At 60.8% G+C, this 12,657-nt stretch carries 25 protein-coding genes; all 25 read left to right on the top strand.

Translation table 11 applies throughout. The features are described 5' to 3' along the window. Positions 1-3: 3 nt before the first annotated feature. The 25 genes from ACUSIJ_RS24775 (at position 4) to ACUSIJ_RS24655 (ending at position 12,590) form a co-directional block, all read left to right on the top strand. Positions 4-753 (top strand): hypothetical protein, encoded by a 750-nt coding sequence (locus ACUSIJ_RS24775; protein ID WP_449311099.1) that lies wholly within the window; start codon positions 4-6, stop codon positions 751-753. Next, entirely contained in the window at positions 704-1,489 is a 786-nt protein-coding gene (locus ACUSIJ_RS24770; protein ID WP_449311098.1) for an ERF family protein, read from the top strand. The genes ACUSIJ_RS24775 and ACUSIJ_RS24770 overlap by 50 nt, the downstream gene beginning before the upstream one ends. Next, a complete protein-coding gene (locus ACUSIJ_RS24765) occupies positions 1,486-1,956 on the top strand; it encodes a hypothetical protein (RefSeq protein WP_449311097.1) in 471 nt (156 codons plus the stop codon). Before ACUSIJ_RS24770 ends, ACUSIJ_RS24765 begins: the two co-directional genes overlap by 4 nt. Further along, complete coding sequence (locus ACUSIJ_RS24760) at positions 1,953-2,594, top strand: hypothetical protein (protein WP_449311096.1); 642 nt, start codon at positions 1,953-1,955, stop codon at positions 2,592-2,594. Before ACUSIJ_RS24765 ends, ACUSIJ_RS24760 begins: the two co-directional genes overlap by 4 nt. Then, positions 2,591-2,989, top strand: a complete 399-nt coding sequence (locus ACUSIJ_RS24755) for an HNH endonuclease signature motif containing protein (RefSeq protein ID WP_449311095.1) — start codon at positions 2,591-2,593, stop codon at positions 2,987-2,989. The genes ACUSIJ_RS24760 and ACUSIJ_RS24755 overlap by 4 nt, the downstream gene beginning before the upstream one ends. After that, complete coding sequence (locus ACUSIJ_RS24750; protein ID WP_449311094.1) at positions 2,986-3,180, top strand: hypothetical protein; 195 nt, start codon at positions 2,986-2,988, stop codon at positions 3,178-3,180. The genes ACUSIJ_RS24755 and ACUSIJ_RS24750 overlap by 4 nt, the downstream gene beginning before the upstream one ends. Beyond that, entirely contained in the window at positions 3,177-3,389 is a 213-nt protein-coding gene (locus ACUSIJ_RS24745; RefSeq protein ID WP_449311093.1) for a hypothetical protein, read from the top strand. The genes ACUSIJ_RS24750 and ACUSIJ_RS24745 overlap by 4 nt, the downstream gene beginning before the upstream one ends. After that, complete coding sequence (locus ACUSIJ_RS24740) at positions 3,386-3,601, top strand: hypothetical protein (protein WP_449311092.1); 216 nt, start codon at positions 3,386-3,388, stop codon at positions 3,599-3,601. Before ACUSIJ_RS24745 ends, ACUSIJ_RS24740 begins: the two co-directional genes overlap by 4 nt. Before the next feature lie 330 nt (positions 3,602-3,931). After that, positions 3,932-4,168: a hypothetical protein gene (locus tag ACUSIJ_RS24735; RefSeq protein ID WP_449311091.1), complete on the top strand. Its 237-nt coding sequence runs from the start codon at positions 3,932-3,934 to the stop codon at positions 4,166-4,168. Continuing rightward, complete coding sequence (locus ACUSIJ_RS24730; RefSeq protein ID WP_449311090.1) at positions 4,155-4,424, top strand: hypothetical protein; 270 nt, start codon at positions 4,155-4,157, stop codon at positions 4,422-4,424. The genes ACUSIJ_RS24735 and ACUSIJ_RS24730 overlap by 14 nt, the downstream gene beginning before the upstream one ends. 6 nt (positions 4,425-4,430) lie before the next feature. Beyond that, the gene (locus tag ACUSIJ_RS24725; RefSeq protein WP_449311089.1) at positions 4,431-4,961 is read left to right on the top strand and encodes a hypothetical protein; all 531 of its coding nucleotides are present in this window, start codon (positions 4,431-4,433) and stop codon (positions 4,959-4,961) included. Continuing rightward, positions 4,948-5,421 carry a hypothetical protein gene (locus tag ACUSIJ_RS24720; RefSeq protein ID WP_449311088.1) on the top strand — a complete coding sequence of 158 codons (474 nt, stop codon included), beginning with the start codon at positions 4,948-4,950 and terminating at the stop codon, positions 5,419-5,421. The genes ACUSIJ_RS24725 and ACUSIJ_RS24720 overlap by 14 nt, the downstream gene beginning before the upstream one ends. A 194-nt stretch (positions 5,422-5,615) precedes the next feature. Further along, entirely contained in the window at positions 5,616-5,876 is a 261-nt protein-coding gene (locus tag ACUSIJ_RS24715) for a hypothetical protein (RefSeq protein WP_449311087.1), read from the top strand. Continuing rightward, positions 5,857-6,129, top strand: a complete 273-nt coding sequence (locus tag ACUSIJ_RS24710) for a hypothetical protein (protein ID WP_449311086.1) — start codon at positions 5,857-5,859, stop codon at positions 6,127-6,129. Before ACUSIJ_RS24715 ends, ACUSIJ_RS24710 begins: the two co-directional genes overlap by 20 nt. Before the next feature lie 91 nt (positions 6,130-6,220). Further along, on the top strand, positions 6,221-6,571 hold the full coding sequence (locus tag ACUSIJ_RS24705; RefSeq protein ID WP_449311085.1) for a hypothetical protein: 351 nt from the start codon (positions 6,221-6,223) through the stop codon (positions 6,569-6,571). A gap of 22 nt (positions 6,572-6,593) precedes the next feature. Beyond that, complete coding sequence (locus ACUSIJ_RS24700; protein WP_449311084.1) at positions 6,594-7,088, top strand: hypothetical protein; 495 nt, start codon at positions 6,594-6,596, stop codon at positions 7,086-7,088. Beyond that, the gene (locus tag ACUSIJ_RS24695) at positions 7,085-7,399 is read left to right on the top strand and encodes a hypothetical protein (RefSeq protein ID WP_449311083.1); all 315 of its coding nucleotides are present in this window, start codon (positions 7,085-7,087) and stop codon (positions 7,397-7,399) included. The genes ACUSIJ_RS24700 and ACUSIJ_RS24695 overlap by 4 nt, the downstream gene beginning before the upstream one ends. 210 nt (positions 7,400-7,609) lie before the next feature. Continuing rightward, the gene (locus ACUSIJ_RS24690; RefSeq protein ID WP_449311082.1) at positions 7,610-8,098 is read left to right on the top strand and encodes a dATP/dGTP pyrophosphohydrolase domain-containing protein; all 489 of its coding nucleotides are present in this window, start codon (positions 7,610-7,612) and stop codon (positions 8,096-8,098) included. After that, entirely contained in the window at positions 8,091-8,897 is an 807-nt protein-coding gene (locus tag ACUSIJ_RS24685) for a hypothetical protein (protein ID WP_449311081.1), read from the top strand. The genes ACUSIJ_RS24690 and ACUSIJ_RS24685 overlap by 8 nt, the downstream gene beginning before the upstream one ends. Further along, positions 8,894-9,379: a hypothetical protein gene (locus ACUSIJ_RS24680; protein WP_449311080.1), complete on the top strand. Its 486-nt coding sequence runs from the start codon at positions 8,894-8,896 to the stop codon at positions 9,377-9,379. The genes ACUSIJ_RS24685 and ACUSIJ_RS24680 overlap by 4 nt, the downstream gene beginning before the upstream one ends. Beyond that, positions 9,372-9,632 carry a hypothetical protein gene (locus ACUSIJ_RS24675; protein WP_449311079.1) on the top strand — a complete coding sequence of 87 codons (261 nt, stop codon included), beginning with the start codon at positions 9,372-9,374 and terminating at the stop codon, positions 9,630-9,632. The genes ACUSIJ_RS24680 and ACUSIJ_RS24675 overlap by 8 nt, the downstream gene beginning before the upstream one ends. After that, positions 9,625-10,170: a hypothetical protein gene (locus tag ACUSIJ_RS24670; RefSeq protein ID WP_449311078.1), complete on the top strand. Its 546-nt coding sequence runs from the start codon at positions 9,625-9,627 to the stop codon at positions 10,168-10,170. The genes ACUSIJ_RS24675 and ACUSIJ_RS24670 overlap by 8 nt, the downstream gene beginning before the upstream one ends. 284 nt (positions 10,171-10,454) lie before the next feature. Next, positions 10,455-10,631, top strand: coding sequence for a hypothetical protein (locus tag ACUSIJ_RS24665; RefSeq protein WP_449311077.1), 177 nt, complete (start codon positions 10,455-10,457; stop codon positions 10,629-10,631). Next, the gene (locus tag ACUSIJ_RS24660; RefSeq protein WP_449311076.1) at positions 10,624-10,935 is read left to right on the top strand and encodes a hypothetical protein; all 312 of its coding nucleotides are present in this window, start codon (positions 10,624-10,626) and stop codon (positions 10,933-10,935) included. The genes ACUSIJ_RS24665 and ACUSIJ_RS24660 overlap by 8 nt, the downstream gene beginning before the upstream one ends. A gap of 485 nt (positions 10,936-11,420) precedes the next feature. Continuing rightward, the gene (locus ACUSIJ_RS24655; RefSeq protein ID WP_449311075.1) at positions 11,421-12,590 is read left to right on the top strand and encodes a tyrosine-type recombinase/integrase; all 1,170 of its coding nucleotides are present in this window, start codon (positions 11,421-11,423) and stop codon (positions 12,588-12,590) included. The last annotated feature ends 67 nt before the right edge of the window (positions 12,591-12,657 follow it).

The raw sequence follows: 12,657 nt of genomic DNA, 5'->3' as shown, positions 1-12,657 counted from the left end.
ATCATGTCTGTCGCAGCAACTATAGGGCACAACTGCCCGCCGGCGCCAATCGAACTGGCGCAACCCATTATCACGGGCGTCTCCGCGTGGCTGGCAGATAACCCCGTAATCCAGCCGGGCGATCAGGCTACCGCGACCGCAGCAGCCGCGCACATCGATACGCTGCGAAAGAACGCAGCCGATTTCGAGGACGAGCGCAAGCGTCTCGTGAAGCCTCTCAATGATGAGGTAAGGGAGATCAACGCCCGTTACAAGGCGCCGACAACGATCTTCGACAAGATCACCGGCGAACTGAAGGCTCGCCTCACCGCGTTTGCCCGCGCCGAGGAAGACGCGCGTCGCGCCGAGGCGGAAGAGAAACGCCGCGCCGCCGAGGACGCCGCACGCAAGGCCCGCGAAGCCGAGATGGCGGAACTGGATGCGCGCGACAACGCTGCCCAAGGCGAGGTCGGTGTAGATCTGGGATCGGCCGCGCTGGACGCCGAAGCTGCCGCCCGTGATGCAGCCCGAGCCGAGCGCGCCGCCGCCATTGCGGAGAAGGATGCGCACGTCAAGCTCAAGGCCGGCAATGCCCGCGCCCTATCGCTGCGTACCGTGCTTGTGTTCGAGGTCGTTGACCCAGTTGCCGCACTGATCGACCTCCCGCTCACGGACTCAATCCGCGAAGCCATCATCAGCGCGGCGCGCGGCTACCACAAGGCCAATGGCGCGCCTCCGGCAGGTGTCACTGTCCGCACTGAAAGGGTGGTGTGATATGTCCAGCGCACCCACGAACATCATATCAGCAATCGCCAAGATTATCGGCGAGGTCGGCAGCGTCGAGAAGCGCGGCAAGAACGACTTCCACCGGTACATGTACGCCACCGCCGCCGACCTTTTTCACGCTTTGCAGCCCCTGCTGGCGAAGCACGGCGTCGTCATCTTCCAGAACGAGGTCGGGCGCGAGTTCATCGCGAACGAAAGCGCCATCGCCGTCGACTACGATTTCACCATCGCCCATTCGTCGGGCGAGGTGTGGCCGCACCCGATCCGGCAGACTGGCGTTGCGGCCGCGAAAAACACCAAAGGCGGCTTTGACGACAAGGCGCTCAACAAGGCTCACACAGCCGCGCGGAAGTACTTCTTGCTGGCGATGTTCCAGGTGCCGACCGGCGACTATGACGACGCGGACGCCGATGAGGATAAGCCCGCCGCGAATGGGCGCGGGAACTCCGGTTCGCGCCAGTCTGCCGACCAGAAGCCGCAGGACCGTCAGCAGAGCTCCGCACCGCGCGACCCCTCTCCCGGCGAGAAAGGTGTGAAGGCGGCAATGCTCTACGCCATCAGCCTCGCCGAGAGCGAGGCGGATCTGGCGGACTGGTATAAGGACACAAAAACGCAGGAAGCGCTTGAAGTCCTCGCGCCCACCGACAAGGACGATGTGCGCAAGGCATGGGCTGCGAAGCGGGCAGAACTGCGTGCTGCCGCATATGGGCAAGAGGCAGCATGAGCGACCTCGACGCCAGATGCTTCACCAAGCGCGGCAACACCCTAGTACCGAGCGATGTCATGGCCGACGAGATGATGGCGCAAATCAAGGATGGTCGAGATGTGCTCGTCACCCTGCGCCGCGCCCGCAACCCGAAGCACCACCGGCTGCTGTTCGCCGCCCTGCGCAAGGTCGTGGACAACACCGACCGCTGGCCGAGCGAGGATGTGCTGCTCGACGAGTTGAAGCTTGCCACTGGTCTCGCCGAGGTGCGCGTCAATCTGCTCACCGGCAAGCCGTACGCCGTGCCGGCCAGCATCAGCTTTGCAGCCATGGACCAGACCCGCTTCGGAGAATGGTTCGCCCGCGCCACCATAGCGCTCGCGCAGGCCATCGGCGTCGAGCACCAAGAGCTGCTTGCGGAGATCGCGGAGATGACCGCTCCGCGCGCACCGGCGGCACCCCAACGTAGCGCGAGGGCGGCATGACAGACAAACCCATCCTTTTTTCCGCCCCGATGGTCCGCGCGTTGATCGACGGTCGCAAGACGATGACGCGAAGGGTGCTGAAGCCGCAGCCCTCTCGCCGTGACTTCCGCAACGTCTCCCCGGAAACGGCGAGATGGTTCCACGATCCCGTTCGTGGCGGGATGTGGATTTCGGATGGCTGCGCGGTCGGGCCATTCAAGTCCTTCTCTCCTGGTGATCGTTTATGGGTGCGTGAGGCATTTTCATACGATAGTCTGGATGTCGACCGGGATGGCCTCTTGCCTCCCTGGTATTGGGCTGACGGCAACCCGACAGGCGGAGACTATACCAAACCGAGGCCGAGCATCCACATGCCCCGCTGGGCTTCCCGCCTGACGCTGATCGTCACGGGCGTGCGCGTTGAGCGCTTGCAGGATATCAGCGAAGAAGATGCGATTGCGGAAGGTGTCTTATGCGATAGTGATGGGTGGCGAGACTACCTGATGCCGCAAACGCAATGCTGCCCAACCGCGAAAGACAGTTTCCGCACCCTTTGGAACAGCATCAACGGCCCCGGCGCATGGGAAGCCAACCCGTGGGTGAGCGTCACGAGCTTTGATGTCCACCGCCAGAACATCGACCAGATGGAGGCGGCATGACGGACGCACCCGCCACTCGCCGCAAGATCACGACGCTCGACAAGCTGAAGGTAGTAGTCGCGCAGGCCACGTGCCCGCTGTGCGGTGGCAGGCTGGGCGATCTGACCGGGCTCGACTTCGATCACGCCGTGCCGCTGGCGCTCGGCGGCGCTGATGATCTGTCCAACCTGCGAGCCGTTCACCGCGACTGCCACAAGGCCAAGACCAACGGTAGGCCCGCGACATCTGCCGGCGGAGACATCCATGCGATCGCAAAGGCAAAGCGCCTCGCGCGCGACGCATCAGATTTCGACATGCGCATCCTTGCCAAAGCCAATGGCGACGATCCGCCACCAGAACAAAGGCGCAAGAGGAAGATTGCCTCTCGCCCGTTCCCCAAGAGGAAATCTAAATGAACTTCTTCTCCTGGCTGTCCAATGACAGCGATAACCGCAAAGTTATCGACGCGCGGGATCTAATGATTGACGATCTGGAGCGCGAGAACAATTCTCTCGCTGCGGAAGTCCACGAGCTGCGCGAAAAATTGAAGAAAGCGGCTGCGGCCATCGCGTCTGCACGCGCCTCGCTGACTGACTGGAGCGCATGATGGCTCGCCGACATTTCCGAAAGCCAGCCCGCAACACCGTCACAGCCGTGATTCTCGAAACGGCGAAAACCCAGCGGATTGAAACACCCGCGTTCTGGAACCGCGTCGCCAGTGAACTCGGCGTCGACCGTGACCAGCTTTCCGACCTCATAGACGAGTACGGGATTATCGTGCCTGTGCGGCCGTCGGACAGGGAGGCCGCCCGATGACCAAGGCTCCCGCACCCGACCGCATCTGGGCCGTCATCCGAGGCGGCGGCGTGTCCCTGCCTGGCTATGCCTCTTTCGTCAACGGGTATTTCGAGGACATCCGGCATGAGCGCGCCACGGAATATGTCCGGGCCGACATTGTCGCAGAAATGGAGCGCGAACTGAATCTGCTTCGGAACATCGTGCAGGGGGTGACAGGCAATGACAATTGATTGGAGCAAGCCCGTCCAGACGCGTGACGGCAGACCGGTGGAGATTATCACGACATCTGCACGTGGGTCATTTCCGGTGTTGGGGTACATCGGCGATAGCGACGCTCTCCAATGCTGGCGATCAGGTGGCCAATTCAGCACCCGGGACGCAGGCGAGCCTCGCAACCTCATCAACGTCCCCGAAGAACGTGAGCTGTGGTTGAGCGTGTATGAGGGCGGAAAAGCTTTCGGTCACGGCAGTCGGGCAATAGCAGACAGCCATGCCGCCTGCATGGGCACAAACCGCATCGCCTGCGTCCCCGTCAAGTACAAGGTCGGGGAGGGACTGGAATGAGCTGGATCAAGATCACCAGCGATTTCGCTCTGCTCGACGTCAAGAAAGGCCGAGGTAAGCTCGCCAAGCATTTCGCAGAGAGACCACCGCTCGGCCCGTGTCCTCCTGAAATGCGCATCCCGGTTCAGATAACCGGCTACATCGACAGCATTTACGGCGGTGATGACGGAACCTCACAGGAGTTCAATGTCATCGTCACCAGTGTTCGGAGACCCGACTATGACCCCCAATGAACTGATCGAGCGCGCGGCACGGGCTCTTGAGGCTAACTGGTCCAAAGCGCGCCCCGGACCAATCGATATCACGCGTTCAGACGCCCGCATCGTCATCCGCATCGCGCTCGAAGAGGCGCTGAAGGAGGTTGATAGATTGGCGGAACCGGCGCGGCGCTGTCTGAGGGATGAACCGTGGGTGCAACGGCACGAATCCGCCGTCGAGATGGCAGAGGATATAGACGCTGCCATCCGCGCACTCCTGCCGCAGGAGTGATGGGGAATGAACAGCGAAAAACTGACTGGCGGCGATTGGTATGCGGCAACCTCAGGTGACGATGTCTATCACTATGGGCCGCATAACGACCCGCGTGATGCGCTAGGCGACTGGCTGGAGGATCACGACGACGACGCGGGCAAAACTGCTGACAAGGATCGCGGTTTCACCGGCCTCGCCACGGTGATTTACGCGACGAACCCGCCTATCCGCCTTGCGGACTGGCTGAATGCCGGGACTATAATCGAAGCGGTCGAGGATGATATCTACAGCAATGATCGCGCCAATAGCGAGTATGATGACGGTCCGGTGTTTGCAGCAACACCTCACCAGATCGCCGACCTTGACCGGCGATTAAAGGCAGCCGCCGACGAATGGCAGGCTGCGAACAATCTGAAATTTGGCGTGTCCACGTTCGACAGAATTCTGTTCCGGCAGGACATTGCCGTCACTCGCGTGCCAGGCCAAGGGAAAGACGCGGCGCTAGATCTGGCCGTCAAGATTTTGCGACTGGAGCCCGGCCATGACCACCTATGACCTCCCCACCCTCCGTGACCTGCTGGTGCGGGTAGAGACGGCAGACGGACCGGATAGGGAGTTGGATGCCAAGATCCAGATTGCTTTCATCCCTGACTACGGCTCGCGGGTCGAACTCTCACCGGCCAAGTTTGTCCGGTTTGAGGATGTCTGGCGCAGGAACCGTGCGCAGCATCTGAACCATGCCAACAATGTCGCGGACTGGTGGAATTGCCCCAAGTATAGCGCATCAATCGACGCCGCCGTTGCTCTGATTGAGCGGGCGCTTCCTGGAGCATTCTACTTCTTCGGCAAGGGCAGACTTACTCCCGGTGAGCCGTTGTACGGGGCACGAGTTACCCCTGCAGACGGAGAAGAGTTTGACGCGGAGCATGAAGCGTCGCTGACCCTCGCCATCCTCTCCGCGCTGCTGAAGGCTCTTATCGCAAGGGAGGAAGGCCGTGAGCCAGACACTGTTTGAGGCCGGCGACCTCCCACGCCACCGCAGAGCGCCCGTCAAGCGCATGCACGTCAGCGACGCCGGCGAAGGCTGCATTGAGTTCACCTGCCCGCACTGCGGCCATTGCACTGGATGGGTCAAAGACGAGTGGACGGTCGGCGAGAACCGTCGCGGTCGCCCGTGCCCGGTCTGCAACAACTCAGAGGAATACCAGGATGAGCAAGGATAACGGTGGACCAGCCTTTCCGCTCGTGAAACAGAAGATTGGCTATCACGCTGATGTCGTCAAGGCCGACGAGGGCATCAGCGTCCGCGATTACTTCGCCGCGAAGGCTTTACAGGCACTTGTCACAGCGGATGCACCATCGGGGTTCGGTACCTTTGAAGAGCTTCTCCTGCACTATGCTACAACATCCTACCAATACGCCGACGCCATGCTCAAGGAAAGGACACGCCATGACCGTGAAGATACCTGATAGCCTGCCTTGGGAAATGACCAGCGGCGGCCTCTTGGGCTACTTCAAGGACGGTGTACAGTGGACGCATGTGGCCACAGTACACCGTCACCCTGAATACGTTCGGCGCGCAATCAACTCCTATCCAGCATTGGTGGAGGCGCTGAAACGGCTTGTCTCCGTGTTGGACGAGGGCATCCTCGACTTGGACGACATCGAGGCCGAGCACGAAAAAGCCCTCGCCGCCCTTAAAGCCGCAGGAGTAGAACTATAATGTGGGGACCATCAGGCTCCGACCTGCGATTTTTCGCCGGTGTATTCGCCATATTCTTCTTTCTGCTCGGTGCGCTAGTGGGGTGGTTGCTATGAAACTTACCGCCTGCAACGTTGAACGGCTATTTGCGGAATGCTTCCGAGAAGCTGGCGAGACCACCGAAGGTGTGATGGGCTGCGTTGCCCTCGACGTTGCCGGCCGAGAAGCCGACATTGAGGCGATGCTCGCCCAATTGCCGGACGAGTTCCAAGCAGCCGGCGGCGGAGGATGGTCCTTCCTGAATGCCTGCATGGACAGGGGTGGCGGGCAATGGACAGGAATGCATCCGACCATGGACAAGCTTTTCATGCTCGGCATTGCTGCCGGGAAGGCCCGGTTTCTACTGCCGCGCGACCTGTGGTCGGCGCTACCGGGTGGCATGCCCTACGTCGTGGTCAACTGATCAGATATCCAGGAGTAGAGCTATGACCGACGAAAAGGTCTATGTATCCGATATCATCGAGATTCGTGAAGCTGGCCCTGATGGTGGCGGGCTGCTCGGTTTCTACGCCAAGGGGCACCACGATGTTTGGAAGTTCGCCCACGCGGTGAACAAGCACACCGGCGCCGACCCAGAACACGACGCCCGGTACGTGCCATTACGCCTCGGCGAGGAGGGCAGAGACATCGTCCGTCACGAATGGTGGCGCACCGTGCCAGAAGCTGGAGAGCCTGGGTATTATAGATTCATCGCCGCCGAACCGAAGTCACGCGGCGCTTTCGCGGTCACTGTGACGACAGTCGTCGATGATCGCGAGCGCCGACGCACGGAGCGGTACATTGAGGAATTCCGGAAGGGCAGCAGAAGAGGTTTCGCCGATGGGCTGCATTGGGCGCTGCTCCAGCTCGACAGGATCAACCCAGAGGCCGGTGAAGAGCTGCTGCGCCGATATCGCGAACAGAACAGGGGTCAGCCATGACCGATCCCCGCGAAAAGCTGATTGATGCGCTTGTCACGGCATTCCTCTACCCGGAGGGCCCACCGGCAATCGAGATGATGGCCGGCGAGCTTCGCCGCAAGGAAACGACCCGCGTCGCCGATCATGCTCTGAAGACTCTGAACCTTACCCCGGCAGCCGCCGCAGCACTGATGGACGGTACAGCGGTTGTGGTGCCAATAGAGCCGACAGACGAGCAGTTGAAAGCACTTGAGAAGGCGGGTGGGTTCAATCTCACCGGCTATTTAGATGCCATCGCCTCATCACCCTACCGGAGTAACAGCGATGAGTGACGCAACGAGAACGGCGCTGTCAGAGCGCATGCATGAGCTTGCCGAGAAGCGTACTGACCTTCCGCCAGATTGGCTTGAGAAAGCCAGGGCCTTCGACGAGGCAGCCGCTGGTTTTTACGCAGAACCACAGACGGTAACAGTCCAGAAGTTCGTAGGATGCTTCGCCCGTGCGAGACGGATGTGGTGCGACGTAACAGGGGAGCCTTTAGTATGACGACTGACACAGACCGCGCTTTTGAAGAATACTGGGACAGCGTCTATCATCCCCTCAACTGTGACGAGGCATGCCAGCTTACTTGGCACGCCGCTGTCGCTTGGGCAACAGAACGGGAGCCGTCCTTCGACTTCCGTGCACACCTCGCTCGGCAACGCGCATTCTCCGAGAAGACCTTCGGCCCCGGCGCGCGCACCAAAGGCGTCATCGATCATATCCGCAAGGAGCTGGCGGAGATCGATGCCGACCCATCCGACATTTCCGAATGGGTCGACGTCGTCATCCTTGCCCTCGACGGAGCATGGCGCGCTGGGCACTCGCCCGAGCAGATCATCGCCGCGCTCGTTGCCAAGCAGGACAAGAATGAGGCGCGCAATTGGCCGGACTGGCGCACCGCCCCGCCCGACAAGGCAATCGAGCACGATCGGACCAAAGACAAGCCTGTCGCCATCAGGGGCACGAATGGAGGAGAAAGCAATGGCTGACGCCGACAGGAAAGCGTTCGACAAATGGGCGCGGGAACGCGATATCCCGGACCAGAGCGTGCAGCGCATTCTACTGTATGCCGCATGGAGAGGCGCCATTGACTACGCGACGAAGAAGGCGGCGAAAGAGAAAAGGCGATCGGGGCAACTGTCCGGAAATCCCGGATCGTTGGACGCCGCCCCTCTATCACCAACCGCCGTTGATGACAAAGAGACGGCGTATATTGGTGGCAAAGATCCGCCTGCCGATCTGGCGGAGAGGGCGGCACGCTACTGGCGGGAGAAGGACAGCCAAATGCAGGACGTTCATTTCCCCGACTTGCTCGCCGCCTTCGCCGCTGATTACGCGGCGGAGCGGATAGCGGAGAAGGAAAAGGCTCTCAAGGCAACGTTGCAGGCAGAAGACAACGTCCGAAACCATTTAGCGAAATGGCAATCTCGCGCCGAAGTGGCCGAGAAAGAGTTAGCCAAAATACGTGAAGTGTTACGAGACATAGACTATGCATCTTTACCTGATGACTATCCAGTATCGGAAATCGCACAAGCGCGCATGACGACACTGAACGAAAGAACAAAACAAGGATTGGCAGAAATTGGCAGATACGAAGCTGCCGAACAGGCGCTGGCGGAAGAGCGTGAGGCGTGCGCGAAGGTGGCGGACGAGAAGGCTGCCAATAGCGTGTTTCTATCAGAAACAGCATCGGAAGATATCTCCCCTCTCCACGGGGCAGCGGCCGAAGCCGCGATCAGCATCGCCGCCACCATCCGTGCCCGCAAGGGAGGTGAAGAGACCTCATGACACGCCGCTACGCAGCCGACACGTCGGTATCGACAGACAAAAGCATCGCGGAGATCCGCGCCACCTTGCGCAGGTACGGCGCCAAGGAATTCATGCACGTCGAGGGCGAGCATGAGGCCGCTGTCGTGTTCGTGATGAATGACCGGCGCGTCATGTTCCGGCTGCAAATGCCCGACCCCGCCGACTGGGAGTTCACCCATACCCCGACCAAGAACGCCCTCCGCACGGCGGACGCTGCGCTCGCAGCATGGGAACAGGCGTGCCGGTCCAGATGGCGCGCTCTTGCACTCGTCGTCAAGGCGAAGCTGGAGGCTGTTGCGGTCGGCATCGTGACATTCGAGGACGAGTTTCTCGCGAACATCGTCATGCCAGATGGGGCGCTGGTTTCCGAGCACGTCCGCCCCCGCATCGCATCAGCCTATGAGCACAACGAGATGCAGCCGTTGCTGCCGAATTACAGCAAGGGAGGTGGGGATGGTTGAGAAGCGCCTGACCAAAGCGCAGCGGCAGAGACTCATACCGGCCAATCTTCGCGAGCGCATCATCTCCATGTCCGATGACGAGGTGCTGGCGGTCCACGATCTAACGCACGAGATCATGGAGGATCGCACAGGCACGAACAAGCGGATGACAGCCGAGGAAATCATGGCCGAGCAGCGGCGCAGGATTGGTGAATGGCTGCCTCATGCCCGCGAAATAGGAGGGGCTATGATGAAGGGCTATTCCCATGACTGACATCGTGAAACAGTTGCGGATGACACCGCTCTACGAAGGCCACGGCGAGGAATCCAGCCTGCCAGAGTTCGCCGCCGACACCATCGAAGCGCTGCAAGCGAGGGTAACAGAGCTGGAGTGCGCGCGTGCCAAGGCTTGGTACGATGTGACCTTCGCGGAGAACAGGCGCCGTTTCGCGGCATGCGACGATGCTCCGCGCATCTTCATCCGACATCTTCGCGCGCCGGACAAGTCGGAGCCCTTCAATCCCGACGATCCGCTATTCGAGATCAGCGAGGGCCGCGCCACCGAGCTGCTGGCTGAGCGCGAGGCGCGGGCTGTTGAACGGGCCACCACGCCGCTTGCTGACCGCATCCGCGCCCTTGAAGAAGCGCTGAGGCCGTTTGGAGAGACGTATGAAGCCGGCATTGATGACGATGATATCCCCACCTTGAGCATCTGGGAGCACCCAGCCGCCGGATTCATCACCATCGCCGACCTCCGCCACGCCCACGCTGTCCTGAAGGGAGAGGGAGAGACCAATGCACGAAATGCCTGAAACGCTTTGCCTGACGTATGCCGAAGATCAGCAGCACCGCAGGACATACCACAACATCCCGCAAGGCGGCACCCCCTACACTCGCTCCGATCTCGTGTCGGCGTGGAACAGGGATTTGAGCGCAGCGCCGGCTGGGGAAAATGTGCTGCTGGCAACAACCGGTGGGCATGTCGGAGAGGCGCTAGCCCCGGCCGAAGCAGGTGAGACGTGGATTTGGAAATCTGGCGATCCGGTGCATGTAAACCTCACCCCCATCGCATGGCAACACCTACCGAGGCATCCAGATGAGGGCTAGCCGCGATATCCGCTCCCTCGTGTCATGGCTGCGCAAGAAGGCCGGGAGGAAGAACGGCGCCATCCCTGCCGGAATGATGGACATTCCGGAGATGGAGCGACAGGCAGCGAAGAACGCCAAGCAGCGTAGCCGTAAGCATTTCAAGATCGAGGTAGATCATGACTGACCACGCAATCGCAGAACTCGAAGCGAGGCTGTTGGCCCTATTGAAAGGCGAGCACTCGTCGTTGACGTTATCGTACAACGAGCACTCGTCCGGATATGCGACGGCCGAGCAAGAGTTGGATGGGGGCGACGCCTACCTCAGCAGCATCGATTGGGTGTCGGATGAAGAAAAATCGGCCGCCATTGCACGAAACAGCGTCTGGATCTTGCACTGGTATCCAAACTCGCCAGTCGGGTTCAATGCCGTGGGCGCTTCCTCGCTGGCCGCGATCTTTGACTATCTGGAGCGGCAGAACGATGACTGACCCCGCAATCGAAATCATGGCGAAGGCGATGCAGGCCAGCAAGGCATGGCCGGTCGTTTTCCAGCCCGGATCCGCGAACGTGCTTGCGACTGCCGCCCTCCGCGCCCTCTGCGCCGCAGGGTACACAGTAGAGAAGTGGGAGCCGATAGAAACCATGCCAGTGGGGACCAAAGCCCTGATCACAGGTGATGGCAGGGGCGGCCTCAAGTGGCGCTCGGATTTACCACCCACTGCAGGCTCAGAGAATGGAGGTGACGGATGAGGGAGGCTATCCCAGAGCCATTGCTGAGGGCATACGAGGCACGTGTTACCCTGCCGCTCTCCGAGACTGCCCACCTACTCGGCATGGATGAAAAGACCTTGCGCGAACACGCGAAGGCGGGGAATATCCGATACGTGCACAAGGGCCTTGGCCAGCGGAGCATCCGTCGCGAATTTTCACTCGCAGACGTTGTGGAATTTCTTGAGCGAATGAGGCGCCGCGAATGTCCGTCTACAAGCCCAAGGGGTCGTCAGTCTACTACTACGATTTCCAATGGCGGGGCACTCGGTTTTATGGAACGACGGGCACTAAAGACCGGCGCAGAGCCGAAGGCGTCGAGAGAAGCCGCCGCGAGGAGCTGAAGCGGCAAGACGCCCGCGGCGCATACACGTCCGCTACGACCACGCTTGACGTTGCGGCGGGCCGCTGGTGGGATGAGGTCGGCCAGCACCTCAAGGACCCTGGCGTTGAGAACAAGGTGGCTGGTCTCATCAACCTCGTCGGGAAAGACACCCTCCTGTCGGAGATCGATGACAACAAGGTCGCGTTGGCTGTCGTCCGCCGACGTGCCGAATTTCGCCGGGGCAAGCCCGAGATGGGCCTGGTGACGCCGGCAACCGTCAATCGGACGACCGTCGACCTCCTGAGCCGCATCATGACGAGGGCGCAAAAGATCTGGAAAATCCAGCTCCCCGACATGCCGGACTGGTCCGCGCACCGGCTGAAAGAGCCGCCGGAGAGGATCAGGGAGCTATCGTTCGTCGAAGAGGATGCCATCAAGGCGGCGGAGCGAGAGGATTACCGCCCTGCCCGGCTGTTTGCGCAAGCCACCGGCCTGCGCCGGCGCGAAGTCGTGAACCTCACATGGAAACAGGTCGACTGGCACGCAGGGGTGATCCGTGTCACTCAAAAGGGCGACAGGCATCACGTCCTCCCGATCACCGCCGAGATTCGCGCCATCCTATGGTCGCTACGCGGCCATCACAAGGACAGCGTCTTCACCTATGTGGCCAAGCGCACGAAAAAGTGCAAACGCACCGGCAGAGAGTGGGTCCGCGGCCGGCGGTACCCAATCACCTATCATGGATGGGGAACCACATTCGGCCGCATCGTGAACAAGGCGAAGGTCGAGGATTTCCACATCCATGACATGCGCCACACAGGAGCAACCCGTACGCTGCGTGCCTCAAAAAACCTCAAGGCGGTTCAGAACATGCTCGGCCACGCCGATATCAAAACGACGATGCGGTATGCGCACGCGCTGATCGACGACGTAGCGGAGGCGATGGAGTCTCGACCTCGGGACGAGGCGGCGCGCCGCGCGAAATCCCAAAAAAATCCCAAGGTTGCGGCTCGCTCCGGCGGCAAGCAACTGAAGACAAAAAGCAAATAGACGCGCGGTTCAGGTTTTCCTAAACCGTAGGTCAGGGGTTCGAATCCCTTCCGGGACACCACCTATA

The sequence above is a fragment of the Pseudochelatococcus sp. B33 genome (assembly GCF_053570585.1).
This window is presented reverse-complemented; position numbering and strand designations above follow the sequence as displayed.